Annotated in this window: 18 protein-coding genes; 12 read left to right on the top strand and 6 right to left on the bottom strand. The window is 66.5% G+C overall.

From position 1 onward, the window contains the following. Nucleotides 1–97: 97 nt before the first annotated feature. Entirely contained in the window at nucleotides 98–976 is an 879-nt protein-coding gene (locus ACGFNJ_RS37460) for a DMT family transporter (protein WP_393459728.1), read from the top strand. Then, the gene (locus tag ACGFNJ_RS37455; protein WP_393459726.1) at nucleotides 976–1,956 is read left to right on the top strand and encodes an aldo/keto reductase; all 981 of its coding nucleotides are present in this window, start codon (nucleotides 976–978) and stop codon (nucleotides 1,954–1,956) included. The genes ACGFNJ_RS37460 and ACGFNJ_RS37455 overlap by 1 nt, the downstream gene beginning before the upstream one ends. Before the next feature lie 13 nt (nucleotides 1,957–1,969). Here the strand turns inward: ACGFNJ_RS37455 and ACGFNJ_RS37450 are convergent, their stop codons facing one another. Then, on the bottom strand, nucleotides 1,970–2,620 hold the full coding sequence (locus ACGFNJ_RS37450) for a maleylpyruvate isomerase N-terminal domain-containing protein (RefSeq protein ID WP_393459723.1): 651 nt from the start codon (nucleotides 2,618–2,620) through the stop codon (nucleotides 1,970–1,972). 78 nt (nucleotides 2,621–2,698) lie between these two features. Beyond that, on the bottom strand, nucleotides 2,699–3,580 hold the full coding sequence (locus ACGFNJ_RS37445) for a LysR family transcriptional regulator (protein WP_393459720.1): 882 nt from the start codon (nucleotides 3,578–3,580) through the stop codon (nucleotides 2,699–2,701). Between the two features lie 101 nt (nucleotides 3,581–3,681). Between ACGFNJ_RS37445 and ACGFNJ_RS37440 the strand changes: the two genes are divergently transcribed. Further along, the gene (locus ACGFNJ_RS37440; RefSeq protein ID WP_393459717.1) at nucleotides 3,682–4,302 is read left to right on the top strand and encodes a LysE family translocator; all 621 of its coding nucleotides are present in this window, start codon (nucleotides 3,682–3,684) and stop codon (nucleotides 4,300–4,302) included. A 27-nt stretch (nucleotides 4,303–4,329) separates the two neighbouring features. Here ACGFNJ_RS37440 and ACGFNJ_RS37435 read toward each other — a convergent pair whose 3' ends face one another. After that, nucleotides 4,330–5,025, bottom strand: coding sequence for a hypothetical protein (locus ACGFNJ_RS37435; RefSeq protein ID WP_393459714.1), 696 nt, complete (start codon nucleotides 5,023–5,025; stop codon nucleotides 4,330–4,332). Between the two features lie 330 nt (nucleotides 5,026–5,355). On the opposite strand from ACGFNJ_RS37435, the gene ACGFNJ_RS37430 reads away from it, so the two are divergent. Together ACGFNJ_RS37430 and ACGFNJ_RS37425 are read left to right on the top strand one after the other, a co-directional pair. Then, nucleotides 5,356–5,850, top strand: a complete 495-nt coding sequence (locus ACGFNJ_RS37430) for a carbonic anhydrase (RefSeq protein ID WP_069165568.1) — start codon at nucleotides 5,356–5,358, stop codon at nucleotides 5,848–5,850. A 489-nt stretch (nucleotides 5,851–6,339) separates the two neighbouring features. Next, entirely contained in the window at nucleotides 6,340–6,774 is a 435-nt protein-coding gene (locus ACGFNJ_RS37425) for an alpha-isopropylmalate synthase regulatory domain-containing protein (protein WP_393459711.1), read from the top strand. A gap of 67 nt (nucleotides 6,775–6,841) precedes the next feature. Here ACGFNJ_RS37425 and trxA read toward each other — a convergent pair whose 3' ends face one another. Continuing rightward, nucleotides 6,842–7,213 (bottom strand): thioredoxin, encoded by a 372-nt coding sequence (gene trxA, locus ACGFNJ_RS37420; protein ID WP_393459708.1) that lies wholly within the window; start codon nucleotides 7,211–7,213, stop codon nucleotides 6,842–6,844. A 219-nt stretch (nucleotides 7,214–7,432) separates the two neighbouring features. Between trxA and ACGFNJ_RS37415 the strand changes: the two genes are divergently transcribed. The 4 genes from ACGFNJ_RS37415 (at nucleotide 7,433) to ACGFNJ_RS37400 (ending at nucleotide 11,340) form a co-directional block, all read left to right on the top strand. Next, the gene (locus ACGFNJ_RS37415; RefSeq protein ID WP_393459705.1) at nucleotides 7,433–8,521 is read left to right on the top strand and encodes an isocitrate/isopropylmalate dehydrogenase family protein; all 1,089 of its coding nucleotides are present in this window, start codon (nucleotides 7,433–7,435) and stop codon (nucleotides 8,519–8,521) included. Between the two features lie 183 nt (nucleotides 8,522–8,704). Next, entirely contained in the window at nucleotides 8,705–9,565 is an 861-nt protein-coding gene (locus tag ACGFNJ_RS37410; protein ID WP_393460008.1) for an ABC transporter substrate-binding protein, read from the top strand. Nucleotides 9,566–9,568: 3 nt separating this feature from the next. Then, nucleotides 9,569–10,528 carry an amino acid ABC transporter permease gene (locus tag ACGFNJ_RS37405; RefSeq protein ID WP_393459702.1) on the top strand — a complete coding sequence of 320 codons (960 nt, stop codon included), beginning with the start codon at nucleotides 9,569–9,571 and terminating at the stop codon, nucleotides 10,526–10,528. Nucleotides 10,529–10,587: 59 nt separating this feature from the next. Continuing rightward, nucleotides 10,588–11,340: an amino acid ABC transporter ATP-binding protein gene (locus tag ACGFNJ_RS37400; RefSeq protein WP_393460005.1), complete on the top strand. Its 753-nt coding sequence runs from the start codon at nucleotides 10,588–10,590 to the stop codon at nucleotides 11,338–11,340. 73 nt (nucleotides 11,341–11,413) lie between these two features. Here ACGFNJ_RS37400 and ACGFNJ_RS37395 read toward each other — a convergent pair whose 3' ends face one another. After that, the gene (locus ACGFNJ_RS37395) at nucleotides 11,414–12,319 is read right to left on the bottom strand and encodes a LysR family transcriptional regulator (RefSeq protein WP_393459699.1); all 906 of its coding nucleotides are present in this window, start codon (nucleotides 12,317–12,319) and stop codon (nucleotides 11,414–11,416) included. Between the two features lie 71 nt (nucleotides 12,320–12,390). Between ACGFNJ_RS37395 and ACGFNJ_RS37390 the strand changes: the two genes are divergently transcribed. The 3 genes from ACGFNJ_RS37390 to ACGFNJ_RS37380 all read left to right on the top strand — a co-directional run bounded on the left by ACGFNJ_RS37390 (nucleotide 12,391) and on the right by ACGFNJ_RS37380 (nucleotide 14,905). Beyond that, nucleotides 12,391–13,755: an FAD-binding oxidoreductase gene (locus tag ACGFNJ_RS37390; protein ID WP_393459696.1), complete on the top strand. Its 1,365-nt coding sequence runs from the start codon at nucleotides 12,391–12,393 to the stop codon at nucleotides 13,753–13,755. A 101-nt stretch (nucleotides 13,756–13,856) separates the two neighbouring features. Next, on the top strand, nucleotides 13,857–14,741 hold the full coding sequence (locus ACGFNJ_RS37385; RefSeq protein ID WP_393459693.1) for an SPFH domain-containing protein: 885 nt from the start codon (nucleotides 13,857–13,859) through the stop codon (nucleotides 14,739–14,741). Between the two features lie 11 nt (nucleotides 14,742–14,752). Further along, nucleotides 14,753–14,905, top strand: a complete 153-nt coding sequence (locus ACGFNJ_RS37380) for a toxin-antitoxin system HicB family antitoxin (RefSeq protein ID WP_141717931.1) — start codon at nucleotides 14,753–14,755, stop codon at nucleotides 14,903–14,905. 93 nt (nucleotides 14,906–14,998) lie between these two features. On the opposite strand, the gene ACGFNJ_RS37375 is transcribed toward ACGFNJ_RS37380, so the two are convergent. After that, nucleotides 14,999–15,700 carry a MerR family transcriptional regulator gene (locus ACGFNJ_RS37375; protein WP_393459688.1) on the bottom strand — a complete coding sequence of 234 codons (702 nt, stop codon included), beginning with the start codon at nucleotides 15,698–15,700 and terminating at the stop codon, nucleotides 14,999–15,001. Between the last annotated feature and the right edge of the window lie 85 nt (nucleotides 15,701–15,785).

The following is a 15,785-nucleotide window of genomic DNA, read 5'->3' as shown; positions in this document are numbered from 1 at the left end:
AATCTTGGCCATTTGGCCTTGCTTTTCCAGACAACTCGCGCCGTCTTCCTGGATAGTGCCATTCCGGCGGTGAGTACTTCCTTGGAAGATACTCCGCATGAACTCGTCTGGGGTCGCTTCGCGGCGAACCGCGCCGCGGGTACCCGCGGTGGCATACTTCGGCGTTGGCGCCCTCTTTCACTATCTCGGTCCTGCGTTCGCCGTCTTGCTGTTCGCCCGGGTGGATGTTCTCGGCGTAGCCTGGTTGCGGATCGCCAGTGCCGCAGTGGTTTTCGCGATGTGGCGCAAGCCGTGGCGGTTGGTCCGGCAGCTCACGCCGGGGCAGCGGTGGGTGTTGTTCTGGCTCGGTGTGGTGCTCGCGGCTATGAATGCGGCCTTCTACCTCGCCATCGCGCTGCTGCCGCTGGCCACCGTCGGAGCGATCGAGTTCCTCGGCACGATCGTGCTCGCCGCGATCGGTGTTCGCAACGGCCGCAACGTGATTGCCCTCGTGCTCGCGGTGGGCGGCGTGGTTGCGTTGACCGATATCCGGCTCGCCGGGGCGCCGCTCGGCTTCGCGTTGGCTTTCGCCAACTGCGCATTGTTCATGCTCTATGTGGTCCTCAGCCACCGGGTCGCGAACTCCGGACCCTCCGGAATCGACCAGCTGGGTGCCGCGATGCTGATCGCCGCCGTGGTCACCGCACCGTTGTGCGTCTATGCCGCACCGGCTTTCACCATCCCGGTGACGCTGCTGGCCGGTGTCGGCGTCGGCATCTGCTCGTCGGTCATCCCATACGTGACCGATCAGCTCGCCATGGCTCGGTTACGCCGAGCCACCTTCGCATTGATGTTGAGCATCCTGCCCGCCGTCGCGACGGTGATCGGGATAGTGGTGCTCACCCAAGTCCCCACCGTCCAGGAGCTGGCAGGCATCGCGTTGATCGTCGCGGGCGTCTCCGTTCACCAGCAACCACGGGAAACCAAGGAGAAGTAATGGAATACATCAGGTTGGGCACCTCGGGCCTCACCGTGTCCCGGCTCTGCCTCGGGATGATGAGCTACGGCAGTCCCGCGTCGTGGGAGTGGGTGCTCGACGAGGACGCCGCGGCGCCGATCGTCCGTCAGGCCGTCGAGTCGGGCGTGACGTTCTTCGACACCGCGGACGTCTACTCCGACGGGGTGAGCGAGCTGGTCACCGGCCGGCTGCTCGCCAAGTTGTTTCCGCGCCGCGACGACTATGTGCTCGCCACCAAGGTCTACTTTCCGATGGGGTCCGGCCCGAACGATAAAGGCTTGTCCCGCAAGCACATCATGGCTGCCATCGATGCCTCGCTGGATCGGCTCGGCGTCGACCACGTCGACCTGTACCAGATCCACCGCTGGGATTACGAGACGCCGATCGAGGAGACCATGCGCGCCCTCAACGACGTGGTCCGCGCGGGAAAGGCCAGGTACATCGGCGCGTCGAGCATGTTCGCCTGGCAGTTCGCCAAGGCGCAGCAGATCGCCGAAACCAACGGCTGGACAAAGTTCGTCTCGATGCAGAACCACTACAACCTCGTCTACCGCGAGGAGGAACGCGAGATGATCCCGCTCTGCCACGACCAGGGCGTCGGCGTAATCCCGTGGAGCCCACTGGCTCGCGGCCTGCTGACCGGCTCCCGCCACCGCGGCGGCGGCCAGTCCACCACCCGCGCCGAGTTCGATCACATCGCCGCCGACATGTACGTCGACGACGATTTCGACATAGTCGACGCGGTCCGCACCGTCGTCGCCGCCCGCACCCTACCCCCAGCCCAGATCGCCCTGTCCTGGCTACTCGCCCGCCCCTCCGTCACCGCCCCAATAATCGGAGCAACCAAACCCCAACACCTAGACGACGCCCTCGCCGCCCTCCGAATCCAACTGAGCGACACCGAGAACGCCACCCTAGAGGCCCCATACCGCCCACACGCCGTACTCGGCCACCGCTGACATCCGCATCGAGTCAGGGGCGAGGGGAGCCGTACCAGCGCCATGTGGTGAGTTTGGGGTGACCTGGGAGTTCGGCGCGTCCGGTGGCCCAGAGCAGCGTGGTCCATGGGTCTGTGGTTTCCGGTGCGTCTGGGAACAGTCGGGTGAGTACTCGTGCGCAGACATCGGCTGGGGGATGCCAGGCGAGGTCCAAACCTTGGGCCAGATCGTAGGTGTGGACTAGGGTTTCGACGATTCCCATGGCGGCGAAGCCTTCCGGGTCCGCGATGCCGAAGCCGTGGTAGGCGCGGGTCTCCGGCGGCTTCGTGCGCACCATGGCGACCAGCAGTGCGCCGCTCGCCTCCAAGGTTTGCAGCAGTCCCGCGGGTCCGGCCGCCCGGTCGGCGTGGATGGCGTTCGCGGGGCCGCCGGGGCGTCGGCTCTCCCACACGAAGGGCACCTCGCCTGCCAAAGGTGGTGTCCGGGGGCCCATTTGCACCGCGTAAGCGAAGAGATCGTCGCTGAGATGCTCGACGGTCTCCCAGCAGTCCCATTCCAGCGAACCGGCTTTTCGGTCCCACGCCGCCGCAGGCGCGTCACCGAGCAGGGCAACGGCCAGCTGCACGGCGAGGTCGAGGTCGTCCGCGGTGACGGGAGACCGGTCACTCTTCGTTGATCGAGACATGACCGAACCATACTGAGAACCGATGCGCCACCGCATGTCTGCGCGGACGGCTCGAAGTCACCGAAAACCTCGTCACCGCTAGCCAGATCGGTCGACTTCGCCCGCGACGTGCCGCAGGGCCGCGATCAGGGCGGTGGTGGCGGGTGGGTCAGGCGGGTCGCCGTAGGTCGCGGCGTGGATCTGGCGCGGGAAGCCGGGCAGTTCGGTGGTGTGAATGCCGGGGAGGCGGTGGGATTCGAGCGCGAGCCCTGGCAACGTGGTCACGCCCATGTCGGCCGCGACCAGGGCTTGCATCACCACCATGTCGTCGCTCACCGAGGTGATGCGTGGCGTGAAGCCCGCGGGCGCGCACATCGCGATCAGCTCGTGCCTGCACCGTTCACAGCCTGCGATCCAGTCCGAGTCGCGATGGTCGTCGAGGGTCTGGCCCGGGTGCCTGCTGACGAGATAGATCGGGTCGTCGAGCAGGTGCAGCAGCCGGAGTCCGTGCTCTTCGCCCGGTGTCTCCGCGTAGCGGAAGATCAACGCCAGGTCCACCTGACCGGCGCGGAGCATGCGCAACGCCTCCTCGGGATGCGCGTCGACCAGATGCACTTCGATACCGGGGTGCTCGCGGGCAAGCAGCGCGGCGGCGCGCGGCACCAATGTGCTCAGTACGGACTGGAATCCGACCACCCTGACTCGTCCGGCCCGCAGCCCGAGCTGCCCGGCCAGTTCCGACGTTGCGGTGTCGACGCGTCCGACGATCTCGGTGGCGCGCTGGGCGAGCAGCTGCCCTTCCGGCGTGAGCCGGATCCCGCGGCCGACTCGTTGGATGAGCTTGGCGCCCGTCGCCGCCTCCAGCCTGGCCAGATGGTGACTGACCGCGGGTTGGGAGTAGTGCAGTTCCTTTGCCGCGTCGGTGACCGAGCCGTGCCTGGCCACTGCGGCAAGCACTTTCAGCTGAACGAGGCTCACCATGTATCAAGGTTACTTATGGGATGCACCTCGAATTGGCATTAGACGTCATCTGATCGGTGGAACACGATTAGTGAGCACCCACCGATGAATGAGGTTCCGAGATGTTGACCTTCGCGCTCGCGGCGCTGGTACTGATCATGATTCCGGGGCCGGATCAGGCACTGATCACCCGGAACGCGCTGGCCGGAGGCCGCGTCAGCGGGTTACTCACCACCATCGGCGGCGTACTCGGCCTGACCTTGCACGCGAGCGCCGCGGCGTTCGGATTGTCCGCACTGCTGCTCGCGTCGCCCACCGCCTTCACCGTGCTGAAGATCGTCGGCGCGGCTTATCTGCTCTGGCTCGGTCTGCAGACCTTGCGCGCGGCGTGGCGTTCGCTGCGGGAGCCTGTCGCACCGGATTCGGCGGTAAGGCCAGGCCGCCGCTTGGCGTGCCTGCGGCAGGGATTCCTGTCGAATGCACTCAACCCCAAGGTGACACTGTTCTTCGTCACCTTCCTGCCGCAGTTCATCGCCACCGACTCGGCCTCGCCGCGGACCGAGGCACTGCTTCTCTCGGTCGTCTTCGCCGTGCTGTACATCGCTTGGTTCGGCATGTACGTGGCGGTCGTCGACCAGCTCGCCGGCTGGCTGCGCAAGCCAAAGGTGAAGGCGCGCATCGAACAGGTCACCGGCTTGGCTCTAGTCACGGTCGCCGTACGCCTGGCCACCGCACACCAATAACGGAATTCGCATGGTGCGCTGAACAACTCAGTCGACAGGACGGTAATCCCTGGCCGCGTCGAAGACGGTCAGCCAGTCGGCACCGACCGCGCGATAGCCGAAAGTGGCGTTCAGGCCTTGGATTACGGCGGGCATGTGGGCGGCGCCGTAGACGACGGCAACGATGTCACTGCTGCCCTGGCGTTCCTGGTGGATGTCGGCGAGAGCTGATACGAGCTCCTTGTCGCGGTCGTGCAGGAAGGTCTTGTTCATCAACCGGATTCGGACCTCGCTGTTGTCGTTGATCTCGAACCGAGTGCGTAGCAACCATCCTCGGCCGCCGAGCGCCATGACGACGACATAGAAGGGGGTCATCAGTAGGAGGTCGAGGTAGGACAGGACCGGCACGCGCTGTCTTCGGTTGTGGCGGGAGAGTCTCTCTGGCCATACGACCGGAACGCCGAGCGCCGAGTGGTCGATGTCCTGGGGCACCAGGGTTCGCGCGGAACGTTGAAAGGTCATGCGCATCGCGAGAATGATGGCGAGGCCGGTGGAATTGGGTGCGTCGATACCTTCCGAGACGATCAGGTCGCATTGCCGCAGTCGGTCGGCCACGTCCCGATAGAACTGCGGTTGACCGATATGCACCATCGGAAAGAGCCGGAAGGTCAACGGTTTTCCACGCACCCGGAGATCGATGACCGCCGACCGCAGCCCGATGACGCTGAATTCGGTGATCTGCACCGCGCACCTCCCCGGTACCGGCAGCGGGAATGCACCCCTCCCGATACGAATCAAGGGTACGGGGGGGACTCCGCCCCGCTCGTGCCGTCAGTTCCTCTGGCACCAAGGAATTGGTCAGGTGGTCGTCTATCGTCACTGTGGTCTCGAAGGTGCACCGCCCGCGCGGCAGGATCGGTCCCCACCCGACGGCGATCTTCGCAGGTGATCGAATTCACGCCACGCCAGTAAAGGAATCACGGTGAGCCAGACCGGTGATCCGTCGTGCTCGTCCTTCTATCGTGATGCCCGCCACACATAAGGATTCGTGCATACCGAGCGCAGGGGACAGCCATGACCGTGACCGACGAGTACCTGCAGAACAACGCGGCCTACGCGAGCACCTTCAGCGGGCCGCTGCCGTTGCCGCCCGCCAAGCATGTCGCCGTGGTGGCGTGCATGGACGCCCGGCTGAATGTGTATGGGGCACTGGGCATTCAGGAGGGCGAGTCGCACGTCATCCGCAACGCGGGCGGCGTGATCACCGCCGACGAGATCCGCTCGCTTGCGATCAGCCAGCGCCTGCTCGGCACGCGCGAGATCATCCTGATCCATCACACCGACTGCGGCATGCTCACCTTCACCGACGACGATTTCAAGGCGTCGATCCAACAGGATGTCGGCATCAAGCCGGAATGGGCCGCCGAGGCGTTCAGTGACCTGGAAACGGATGTGCGTCAGTCGATCGCCCGCATCGTCGCCAGCCCGTACGTCCCGCACAAGGATTCCATCCGCGGCTTCATCTTCGATGTCGCCACCGGCAAGTTGAACGAGGTGGTCGCCGGCTGACGTCGCCGGATCGACCGCACGAGATCCGGGCCTGGAGGCCCGGATCTTTTGTCGTTTGTAGGGCGTTTGTCGCGTGTCCGCTTTGTCGTCATCGGCGCGTTCTTGGCCGAAAATCCGACCCCGCGTGTCGGGTGTTGTGTCGCCCACGTCCGCCCGTCTGGGCGGTGGCTCCGAGCTGGGAAAACGCTACTCACCGGTAGACAAATCGGGCGCAGAATATGGTTGCCTTCGGGCCCCGATGACCCTATTCTCAAGCGCGTGTCGAATCCCGCCGCCCGCCACAGCGCAGCGCTCAACGTCGCAGACCGCGACAGCGTTGCGCTAATTCCGCTTACCGCGATGGTGGCGCAGCGGCGACTCCTCCTCGTAGTAACCCGCCGTAGCGGGGTCTGATTCGGACCGGCCCCCTCGCTGCGGGCTGAACGACTTGTTAGTGCTGGTCCCCTCTGTCAACTGAGCCACGACATTCTCCGGGAAGACCTACTTGCAATGACCATCCTGACGCTTGATACAGACATGTTCCATGCCGCTGCGCCCAAGGGCCTGCGCGCCGAAAGTGCCGATCTCACCGCGGCACAATTCCACGTCCGCTACTGCGGGCACACCGGGCCGATCCGGCTCGGTGACTGGTCGCCCGCGGGGAGCCGCAACGCGGAATTCACCGCGACGTTGGAGTTCGCCGACCATCTGCGCACGGTCGTCGCCACCGGTAACCCGGTGGCGGCGATGACCTCGGCCCTCTACGAGGAGGGCTATCCGGTCGAGATCCTGCAGTTCCATCAGCGCCGCACCGGCGCGGGCACTGCGACCTTCGTGCAGTGCGAATGCAATGGCAGGCGCGGCTGGGGTGCGGCGCTGTCCGACGACAGCGCCGAGTCGACGGTGCGCGCGATGATCGCGGGCGTCAACCGCCTCGGTCGCTGACAACGCAACAGACCGCCCCTCCGTCGAGGGGCGGTCTGTGTTTATCGCATAGCCGCGCGGGCTGCTCTTACTCGCTTGCGGCCTGCTGATCGGCGAGCTGCTTGCGCACCTCGTCCATATCCAGCCCCTTCACCTGCGTGACCAGGTCCTCCAACGCGGCGGGCGGCAGCGCGCCGGGCTGTGCGAACACCAGCACACCCTCCCGGAAAGCCATGATGGTCGGGATGGAGCGAATGTTGGCCGCGGCCGCGAGTCCCTGCTCGGATTCGGTGTCGACCTTGCCGTGCACGACGTCGGCGTGCTTCTCCGACGAGGCCTCGAAAGTCGGCGCGAAGCTCTTGCACGGGCCGCACCACTCAGCCCAGAAATCGACGAGTACCACGTCGTTCCCGGTGACTACCTCATCAAAATTCTGCTGGGTCAGCGTCTGGGTGGCCATGACGTCCTCTCGTATCGGTATGCCAGCTGTAACGCCGGCCGTTGTCTTTATCTTCCACGGCCGAGACGGCATCCGCGCCGCTGATCGCCCTTCCTGGGCGGGTACCCAGCATCGGCGACGGGAAATCACCGGCCAACGCGACCATCGGAATTGGTCTCCAGAAGGTAGCGGACGCGGGTCGGTGCGCCGCGATCCTGCGCACGGCGCGAGGATGAGGTGGTGACCGAAGTTAATGCGCGATCGTTGCGGCTCGGCCTGATCGATGGCGACGGTATCGGGCCGGAGGTGGTGCGTGCCGCGCGGCAGGTTGTCGACGAGGCGGTGGCCGCGGCAGGCGCGGCGCCGATCGAGTGGGTGCCGCTGCCGATGGGGCATCGGGCGATCGAGGAACACGGCGATCCGCTGCCGGAACACACCATGACCGCGCTGGCCGACGTCGACGCCTGGATCCTCGGTCCGCACGACAACGCCTCCTATCCGCCGGAGCATCGCACGTCGGTCGCGCCGGGCGGTGCCATCCGCAAGCGGTTCGGGTTGTACGCCAACATCCGTCCGGCGCGTGCGTTCAAGGGCGTGCGCGCGGCGGCGCCGGATATCGACCTGGTGATCGTCCGGGAGAACAGCGAAGGCTTCTATGCCGACCGCAATATGTTCGCCGGGTCGGGGGAGTTCCGCCCGACCGAGGATGTCGCGATGGCGGTCGGCGTGGTGACCAGGCAGGGCTGCGAGCGGATCGCGCACCAGGCGTTGCGGCTCGCCGAGTCGCGGCGGAAGCGACTCACGATTGTGCACAAGGCCAACGTGCTTCCGCTGACCATGGGTCTGTTCCGTGATGTGTGCTATGAGATTGCCCACGGCTACCCCGGCGTGCGGGTCGACGACGAGCACGTCGACGCCACCGCCGCGCATCTGGTCCGCGCCGCCGCCGACTACGACGTCGTGGTGACCGAGAATCTCTTCGGCGATATCCTGTCCGACCTCGCGGGCGAGCTCAGCGGTTCTCTCGGGTTGGCCGCGTCGCTCAACTGCTCGGCCGAGCGCGCCATGGCCCAGGCCGTGCACGGCGCGGCTCCCACCCTGGCGGGGCGCAATCGGGCGAATCCGGTGGCATTGCAGCTCTCGTCGGCAATGCTGTTGCGCTGGTTGGGGACTCGCGATCACAACGGCGCACTCGGACACGCCGCCGAGCGCATCGAACGCGCGGTCGCGGCCACTTTCGAGGCGGGCATCGCGACCGCGGACCTGGGTGGATTGTCCTCGACGAGCGAATTCACGGAACAAGTTTGTGCTAGGGTCCACCGCCGGTAGTCAGAGCGTGTGCAGCTCGGAGTGTTCAGCGAGTAACGGATGAATCTTCCGTTACTGTCCAGCACGAAGCGTCTCGGTCGCTTAGATTGCCAACGGGTGGTGACACCCGGGTTTCTTGAATCCGAAATGTGGAGGGCTGCTGTGTCTGTTCGATCGGTTCTTGGCAGGCGCGCCCTGCAGGCGATGTGTGTACTCGCCGGAGGCGCACTCGTCTTGACAGGCTGTAGTAATACCGAAGACACCGGACCCAAAGCGGAGAAGGTATCGGTCGAGAAGAACGACGCGATCGCCGCTCAGCTCCCCGACAAGATCAAGCAGTCCGGCAAGCTCGTGGTCGGCGTGAACATCCCCTACCAGCCGAACGAGTACAAGGATGCCAGCGGCAAGATCGTCGGCTACGACGTCGACCTGATGGACGCCGTCGCCGCCACCCTCGGCGTGAAGGCCGAGTACGTGGAGTCCGCCTTCGAGAAGATCATCCCCACGATCCAGGCCGGCACCTACGACGTCGGCATGTCGTCGATGACCGACTCCAAGGAACGTGAGCAGCAGGTCGACTTCACCACCTACTTCAGCGCCGGTATCCAGTGGGCGCAGCAGAAGGGCAAGCCGGTCGACCCGAACAACGCCTGCGGCAAGAAGGTCGCCGTGCAGGCGACCACCGTCGAGCACACCGACGAGGTCCCCGCCAAGAGCGCGAAGTGCATCGCCGAGGGCAAGCCCGCCATCGACATCAAGGCCTTCGATGAGCAGAGCGCCGCGACCAACGCGCTGATGCTCGGTCAGGTCGACGCGGTGTCCGCCGACTCCCCGGTGACCGCGTACGCGATCAAGCAGAGCGAGGGCAAGCTCGAAAAGGCCGGGCCTGCTTTCGATTCCGCGCCGTACGGCTGGGCAGTGCCGAAGGGCTCGCCGCTGGCGGCCGTGCTGCAGAAGGCCGTGCAGAGCCTGATCGACAACGGCAAGTACCTGGAGATCGCGAAGAACTGGGGCGTCGAGGAAGGCGCGATCACCAAGTCGGTCGTCAACGGCGCCGTGAGCTGATCGATGACGTCGAACGAAACCAAGCCGGCGCCCGGTGATCCCGGGCCCGGTGCGGCAGACTCAGCGGGCGAGCCGGAGCCGATCAAAGCGATTCCGCTACGCAGGCCGGGCCGGTGGCTCGCCGCCGCGATCATCCTGGTGCTCACCGGGCTGTTCCTCTACGGCGCCGCGACGAACCCGGCCTACAAATGGGACACCTACGTCAAGTACCTGTTCGACACCCGGATCCTGTCGGGCGTTGCCGTCACCCTCGAGCTGACCGTGCTGTCGATGGCGCTCGCGGTCTCGCTCGGCACCATCCTCGCGGTGATGCGGCTTTCGCCGAACCCGGTGCTCGGCGCGGCAGCCTGGGTGTATCTCTGGATCTTCCGTGGCACACCGGTTTACGTGCAGTTGGTGTTCTGGGGGCTGTTCCCGTCGATCTATCAGGTGATCGTGCTCGGCGTCCCGTTCGGTCCGCACCTGTTCGAGCTGAACGTGCAGAACCTGCAGGCGCCGTTCCTGTTCGCGGTGCTCGGGCTCGGGCTCAACGAGGCCGCCTACATGGCCGAAATCGTCCGCGCCGGAATCAATTCCGTCGGGGAAGGGCAGCGCGAGGCGTCGACCGCGCTCGGCATGTCCTGGACGCAGACCATGCGAAGGACCGTGCTGCCGCAGGCCATGCGGGTGATCATCCCGCCGACCGGCAACGAGTTCATCGGCATGCTGAAGACCACCTCGCTGGTCACCGCGCTCCCGTTCACCCTCGACCTGTTCGGTCGCGCCCGCGATATCTACGGCGTGAACTTCCAGCCGGTCCCGCTGTTGATGGTCGCCGCAACCTGGTACCTGGTGGTCACCAGCGTGCTGATGGTCGGGCAGTTCTACCTGGAGCGCTACTACTCGCGCGGCCTTTCCCGGCAGCTGACCGGTAAGCAGCTGCAGGATCTTGCCGACGCCCAGACGATTGTGAAGGCGAAATGACCGGCGACAGTACGGCGACGACCAGCAGTGTCGATGTCGAGAAGACCGGTCGGCTCCCGATGATCGTGGCCGAGCGGGTGTGCAAGAACTTCGGTGCGCTGCAGGTGCTCAAGGGTGTCTCGCTCGAGGTCGGCCGCGGTGAGGTGCTGTGCCTGATCGGGCCGTCGGGTTCGGGCAAGTCCACGTTCCTGCGCTGCATCAACCACCTGGAGGAGGTGAACGCGGGCAGGCTCTACGTGGACGGCGAGCTCGTCGGCTACCAGGAGAAGAACGGCAAGCTCTACGAGCTGCACCCGCGCGAGGCCGCCAGGCAGCGTCGCGAAATCGGCATGGTGTTCCAGCATTTCAATCTGTTCCCGCACCGCACGGCGCTGGAGAACGTGATCGAGGCGCCGACCCAGGTCAAGAAGGTCCGCAAGGCGGACGCGGTGACGAGGGCGAAGGAGTTGCTCGACCGAGTCGGCTTGGCGGAGAAGGCGAATGCCTATCCGGCGCAGCTGTCCGGCGGGCAGCAGCAGCGGGTGGCGATCGCCCGTGCGCTGGCGATGGATCCGAAGCTGATGCTGTTCGACGAGCCGACCTCGGCACTGGACCCGGAGCTGGTCGGTGAGGTGCTTTCGGTGATGCGCGAGCTGGCGAAGTCGGGCATGACCATGGTCGTGGTCACCCACGAGATGGGTTTCGCCCGCGAGGTGGCCGACGAGCTGGTGTTCATGGACGCCGGCGTGGTGGTCGAACGCGGCAATCCGCGTGAGGTGCTGGCGAACCCGCAGCACGAGCGCACCAAATCCTTCCTGTCCCACCTGCTTTAGCCGAAACATGAGTGCCTCGGCACTCGACACGGATTGCCGCACACCCCCGATCTCGCTGATCGGGGGTGTGCTGCTATCGAGGTGGGTTGCGGGACAGGGCGATACGTAGTTGGCCGAGCAGGACCTTGGCGGCAGGACCGAGCGAGCGGTCGGTCCGCCACACCAAGGCGAGCCTGCCGCGTAGCTCAGGCTCGACGATGCGGACCGTGCGCACCCGGAATGCGGCGGCCTCTGCTTCGGTGAGCTCGGGAACAACGGCGATGCCGAGCCCGCGGGCGGCGAGCCGAAGCAGCAGCGGGGGAGCGGCCGCCTCGAAGGCGACGTTGGGTTCGAATCCCGCTGCCGCGCAGGAGCGTTCGAAGACGCCGCGGACACCGGTGCCGGGCGGCAAGCAGATCAGCGGGTGCGCACGAAGCGCGGTCAACGGGATGTCCTGGCCATGCGCGCGGTCGTCGGCGGCGACCGCGGCGACCACCGCGGTCTCCAGCACCACATCCACGCCGACACCGGGATCCATTGGCGCACCGCTCATTCCGATCAGCGCGAGATCGAGGTCGGCACGGTTCAGCGCGGCGAGCATGCGCTCGGAGGTGTCCTCGGTGAGGCTGATGCCGACCTGCGGATGGTCGTCGTGGAAGTCGGCGAGCACCGAGGCCACATCGAGTTCCTCGGTGGCGGCGCCGGAGATGAGGCCGATGCGGACGTGCCCGCGCAGCAGCCCGGCGAACTCGTCCACCGTCTGGGTGATCCGGTCCGTCGCGGCCAGTGCCTCGCGTGCGTGCCGCACCACCGCCGCACCGATCTCGGTCGGGGTGACCGTCCGCCCGCCGCGGTCGAGCAACTGCTGGCCGAGCTCGCGTTCGAGCTGGCGGATCTGGGCGCTGAGCCCGGGTTGGGCCAGGTGCAGGCGGGCGGCGGCACGGGTGAAGTTCGCCTCCTCCACCACGGTGACGAGATAACGCAGCTGCCGCAGTTCCATAACAGATGATTCTAGTTTGTAGAAGATCTATCTGTTGTACTTCTTGCTCGGTGCCGGGCATCGTCGAGGCCATGGCAAACATCGCAGCGCACGACATCAACACCTTCACCGGCCCGGCCTTTCGTCCCGGCGACGCCGGATACGACGAGGAGATCGCAGGCTTCCAGACCGCCTACACGCACCGGCCCGCACTCGTCGTCGGCGCGGCACACGCCGAGGACGTCCGCGCGGCGGTGGAATACGCGGCGCGGCACCGCCTTCCGGTCGCGGTGCAGGCCACCGGGCACGGACTGTCGGTCGCGGCGGACGGTGGCGTGCTGATCAGCACTCGCCGGATGACCGCACTCGACATCGATCCGGACACTCGGATCGCGCGGATCGGCGCGGGCGTGCGGGCGGGTGCCCTGGTCGAGGCGGCCGCCGCACACGGGCTCGCGCCGTTGAACGGTTCGTCACCGTCGGTCGGCGTGGTCGGCTATCTGCTCGGCGGCGGATTCGGGCTGCTGGCACGGGAATTCGGGTATGCGGCCGAGTACGTCCGCGCTATCGAACTCGTCACCGCCGACGGCCGGGTGCGCAGGCTGGTGCCCGGTGACGAGCTGTTCGGCGCGGTGCTCGGCAGCGGCGGCAACTTCGGCGTGGTCACCGCGATCGAGCTGGAGCTGCTGCCCGTCACCGCCGTGTACGGCGGCCAGTTGGTCTTCGACACCCCGCTGGTCGAATCCGCGCTGGAGGCGTGGCGGGGTTGGGCCGCAACGGTTCCCGAAGAACTGACCTCCACCGTCGTCACGCTCACCTACCCGGATATTCCGCAGCTGCCTGCCCCGTTGCGCGGCCGCTACGTGGCGTCGATCCGCATCGCCTACAACGGTTCTGCCGAGGAAGGGGAGCGCCTGGTGGCGCCGCTGCGTGCGGTGGGCGACCGCATCAAGGACGACCTGCGCGCCATGCCCTACACCGAATCGCACACCATTCACAGTGATCCCGACCATCCGCACGCCTACGCGGCGACCAACGCCATGCTCAGCGAGCTCACGCCAGAAGCGTTGTCCGCCTTGCTGTCCGCGTCGGGACCCGGCTCAGGCGCCGACGCGGTCATCGACATCAGGCACCTCGGCGGCGCACTGAGCAGGCCGGCCGGGACCGGCGTCGCCGTCGACCATCGCGACGCGGGCTTCGTCGTTCGCGTCATCACCGGCCCCGCCGATGCTGCCGCGGCGCCCGCCGCCCATGCGGACATCCGCGCCGCGCTCGCGCCGTGGACCATCGGCCACAGCCTCAACTTCCTCTACGGGGCGGGCGCCGACGCCGATGACACGCAAACCCGCGCCGGATACGCCGAGGACACCTACGCCCGCCTGGCCTCTTTGAAAGGAAAGTACGACCCCCACAACATGTTCCGCTTCAACCGCAATATCACCCCCGCAACTGCCTGACCGCTGGCCGGGATCCGCGAAGCGCCGCGGCTCCCGGCCGTTGCGCGCGGGTCCGATCGACTGCTATCTTCGTGATATCACTTTGATACCTGGAGGATGTCATGAAGCTTCGGCCCGCATTACATGTCAACGGCTTCGTGGTGCTGCTGGCTTGGCTGGTGCTCACGCTGCTGTTCGGCGGCCTCGCCGCGCTCGGCTACGTCGCGATGGCGCAAAGCCACAACGTGCCCGCGCTGGTCGGCGCGATCGCCGCGAGCGTGGTGGTGCTCGCACTCCTGCTCGCCGCGACCGGGCTGATCGTGGTCAACCCGAACGAGGCCCAGGTGGTCCAGTTCTTCGGCCGCTACATCGGTTCGGTGAGCGAGCCGGGCTTCTTCTCGGTGCTCCCGCTGACCGACCGCAAGCGAATCTCATTGCGGGTGCGCAACTTCGAGACGCAGAAGCTGAAGGTCAACGACGCGGACGGCAACCCGGTCGAGATCGCCGCCGTCGTGGTCTACCGCGTGGTCGACAGCTTCAAGGCCGCCTTCGCGGTCGACGACTACGAGGAGTACGTGCAGACCCAATCCGAGGCCGCGGTACGGCATCTCGCCACCACCCACCCGTACGACTCGCACGACAACACCCGCACGAGCCTGCGTGACGGCGCCGAGGTGGCCGAGGAACTCACCGTCGAACTGCGCGACCGCACCGAGCTGGCCGGCATCGAGGTCATCGAGGCTCGCATCACCCACCTCGCCTACGCGCCGGAGATCGCCCAGGCCATGCTCGTTCGCCAGCAGGCATCGCAGGTGGTCGCCGCCCGCACGCAGATCGTCGAGGGCGCGGTCGGCATGGTCAGCCTCGCGCTCGACCGCCTCACCGAACAGGGTGTGGTGGAACTGGACGAGGAGCGCCGTGCCGCGATGGTGTCGAACCTGCTGGTCGTGCTGTGCGGTGACCGAGCCATCCAGCCCGTGGTGAACACCGGCTCCCTCTACAACTGAGCGCCGGGCCCATGGCTGAGCGCAAGAAGCTGCTGCTACGGCTCGACCCGGCTGTCCACGAAGCCATCGCGAAGTGGGCGGCGGACGATCTGCGCAGCATCAACGCCCAGATCGAGTACGCCATCCGGCTGGCCCTCGAACAAGCCGGACGCAAACCCAAATAGCGAACCTCGAAATCCGCACCCTTCCGTGAACCGCACTCGCTCCCACCGGGCCTGCGCAGATCCACAGGGAGGGTGCGGATTTCGGTATGCGGGTCAGAGGTCGAGGTAGGCGGCGAGGTGGGGTGCGGCGGTGAGCATGGCTCGGCTGCGGGCGGTGATCCTGGTGCGCCACTGTTCGAGAACGTCGTGCAGGTCGGCCGAATCGCCTGCCGCACGTAGGTGATTCACGAAGAGGGTGATCTGGGGTAGAGGGTAGCCGCCGCGGCGGAGCTGGCGGGCGACCTGCGCGTCCCGCACGGCTTCCGGCGGGTAGTGCCGGTAACCGGTGGCCCGATCACGCTGCGGGCGAACGATTCCCGCGTCCTCCCATTTGCGCAGCGACGCCGGGTGCATGCCGAGCTGATGGGCCAGCGCGCCGATGGTCACCCCGGCCGATCGGTCCTCGGCGGGGACGGGCGCGGCGGTCAGCGTGTCGAGGGCGGCGGCCACCTCGTCGAGCGTCCGACGTTCGTGCAGCAGGTCGGCGTGAGCTTGGTCGACGAAGCGGAAAACCGCCTCCGCATCGCGACGGTGCGCGGCGCGCAGCATGGCGGCGGCGGCCTGATGCCCGTAGCCGGGACGCAAGGCGAGAAAGGCGCGCAATGCTCGCGCGTGCGTTTCGGAGTATCGGCGATATCCGGTGTCGCCGCGGTCGGCAGGCGGGAGAATCCCTGCATCCTCGTAATTGCGGACGGCCTGGGTGGACAGACCGTGTTCGCGAGCCAGGTCGATGGGCCGAAATGAGCGGGCTGCCATCGTCCCAGTTTGAGGGTTTACGGGCAGATCATCCAGTAATGCCAGCAGAAGTTTCCACTGAATGTTCAACGATACGGTTGAGGGG

The sequence above is a fragment of the Nocardia sp. NPDC049149 genome (assembly GCF_043197455.1).
GTDB lineage: Bacteria > Actinomycetota > Actinomycetes > Mycobacteriales > Mycobacteriaceae > Nocardia.
This window is presented reverse-complemented; position numbering and strand designations above follow the sequence as displayed.

What these genes read in the sequence shown, in the direction of transcription:
- ACGFNJ_RS37425 (WP_393459711.1), top strand. Translation starts at nt 6,340, where the DNA reads ATGACCATCCTGACGCTTGATACAGACATGTTCCATGCCGCTGCGCCC.
- ACGFNJ_RS37400 (WP_393460005.1), top strand. Translation starts at nt 10,588, where the DNA reads ATGATCGTGGCCGAGCGGGTGTGCAAGAACTTCGGTGCGCTGCAGGTG.
- ACGFNJ_RS37380 (WP_141717931.1), top strand. Translation starts at nt 14,753, where the DNA reads ATGGCTGAGCGCAAGAAGCTGCTGCTACGGCTCGACCCGGCTGTCCAC.
- ACGFNJ_RS37375 (WP_393459688.1), bottom strand. Translation starts at nt 15,700, where the DNA reads ATGGCAGCCCGCTCATTTCGGCCCATCGACCTGGCTCGCGAACACGGT.
- ACGFNJ_RS37450 (WP_393459723.1), bottom strand. Translation starts at nt 2,620, where the DNA reads ATGTCTCGATCAACGAAGAGTGACCGGTCTCCCGTCACCGCGGACGAC.
- ACGFNJ_RS37445 (WP_393459720.1), bottom strand. Translation starts at nt 3,580, where the DNA reads ATGGTGAGCCTCGTTCAGCTGAAAGTGCTTGCCGCAGTGGCCAGGCAC.
- ACGFNJ_RS37455 (WP_393459726.1), top strand. Translation starts at nt 976, where the DNA reads ATGGAATACATCAGGTTGGGCACCTCGGGCCTCACCGTGTCCCGGCTC.
- ACGFNJ_RS37410 (WP_393460008.1), top strand. Translation starts at nt 8,705, where the DNA reads ATGTGTGTACTCGCCGGAGGCGCACTCGTCTTGACAGGCTGTAGTAAT.
- ACGFNJ_RS37385 (WP_393459693.1), top strand. Translation starts at nt 13,857, where the DNA reads ATGAAGCTTCGGCCCGCATTACATGTCAACGGCTTCGTGGTGCTGCTG.
- trxA (WP_393459708.1), bottom strand. Translation starts at nt 7,213, where the DNA reads ATGGCCACCCAGACGCTGACCCAGCAGAATTTTGATGAGGTAGTCACC.
- ACGFNJ_RS37440 (WP_393459717.1), top strand. Translation starts at nt 3,682, where the DNA reads ATGTTGACCTTCGCGCTCGCGGCGCTGGTACTGATCATGATTCCGGGG.
- ACGFNJ_RS37430 (WP_069165568.1), top strand. Translation starts at nt 5,356, where the DNA reads ATGACCGTGACCGACGAGTACCTGCAGAACAACGCGGCCTACGCGAGC.
- ACGFNJ_RS37390 (WP_393459696.1), top strand. Translation starts at nt 12,391, where the DNA reads ATGGCAAACATCGCAGCGCACGACATCAACACCTTCACCGGCCCGGCC.
- ACGFNJ_RS37405 (WP_393459702.1), top strand. Translation starts at nt 9,569, where the DNA reads ATGACGTCGAACGAAACCAAGCCGGCGCCCGGTGATCCCGGGCCCGGT.
- ACGFNJ_RS37395 (WP_393459699.1), bottom strand. Translation starts at nt 12,319, where the DNA reads ATGGAACTGCGGCAGCTGCGTTATCTCGTCACCGTGGTGGAGGAGGCG.
- ACGFNJ_RS37460 (WP_393459728.1), top strand. Translation starts at nt 98, where the DNA reads ATGAACTCGTCTGGGGTCGCTTCGCGGCGAACCGCGCCGCGGGTACCC.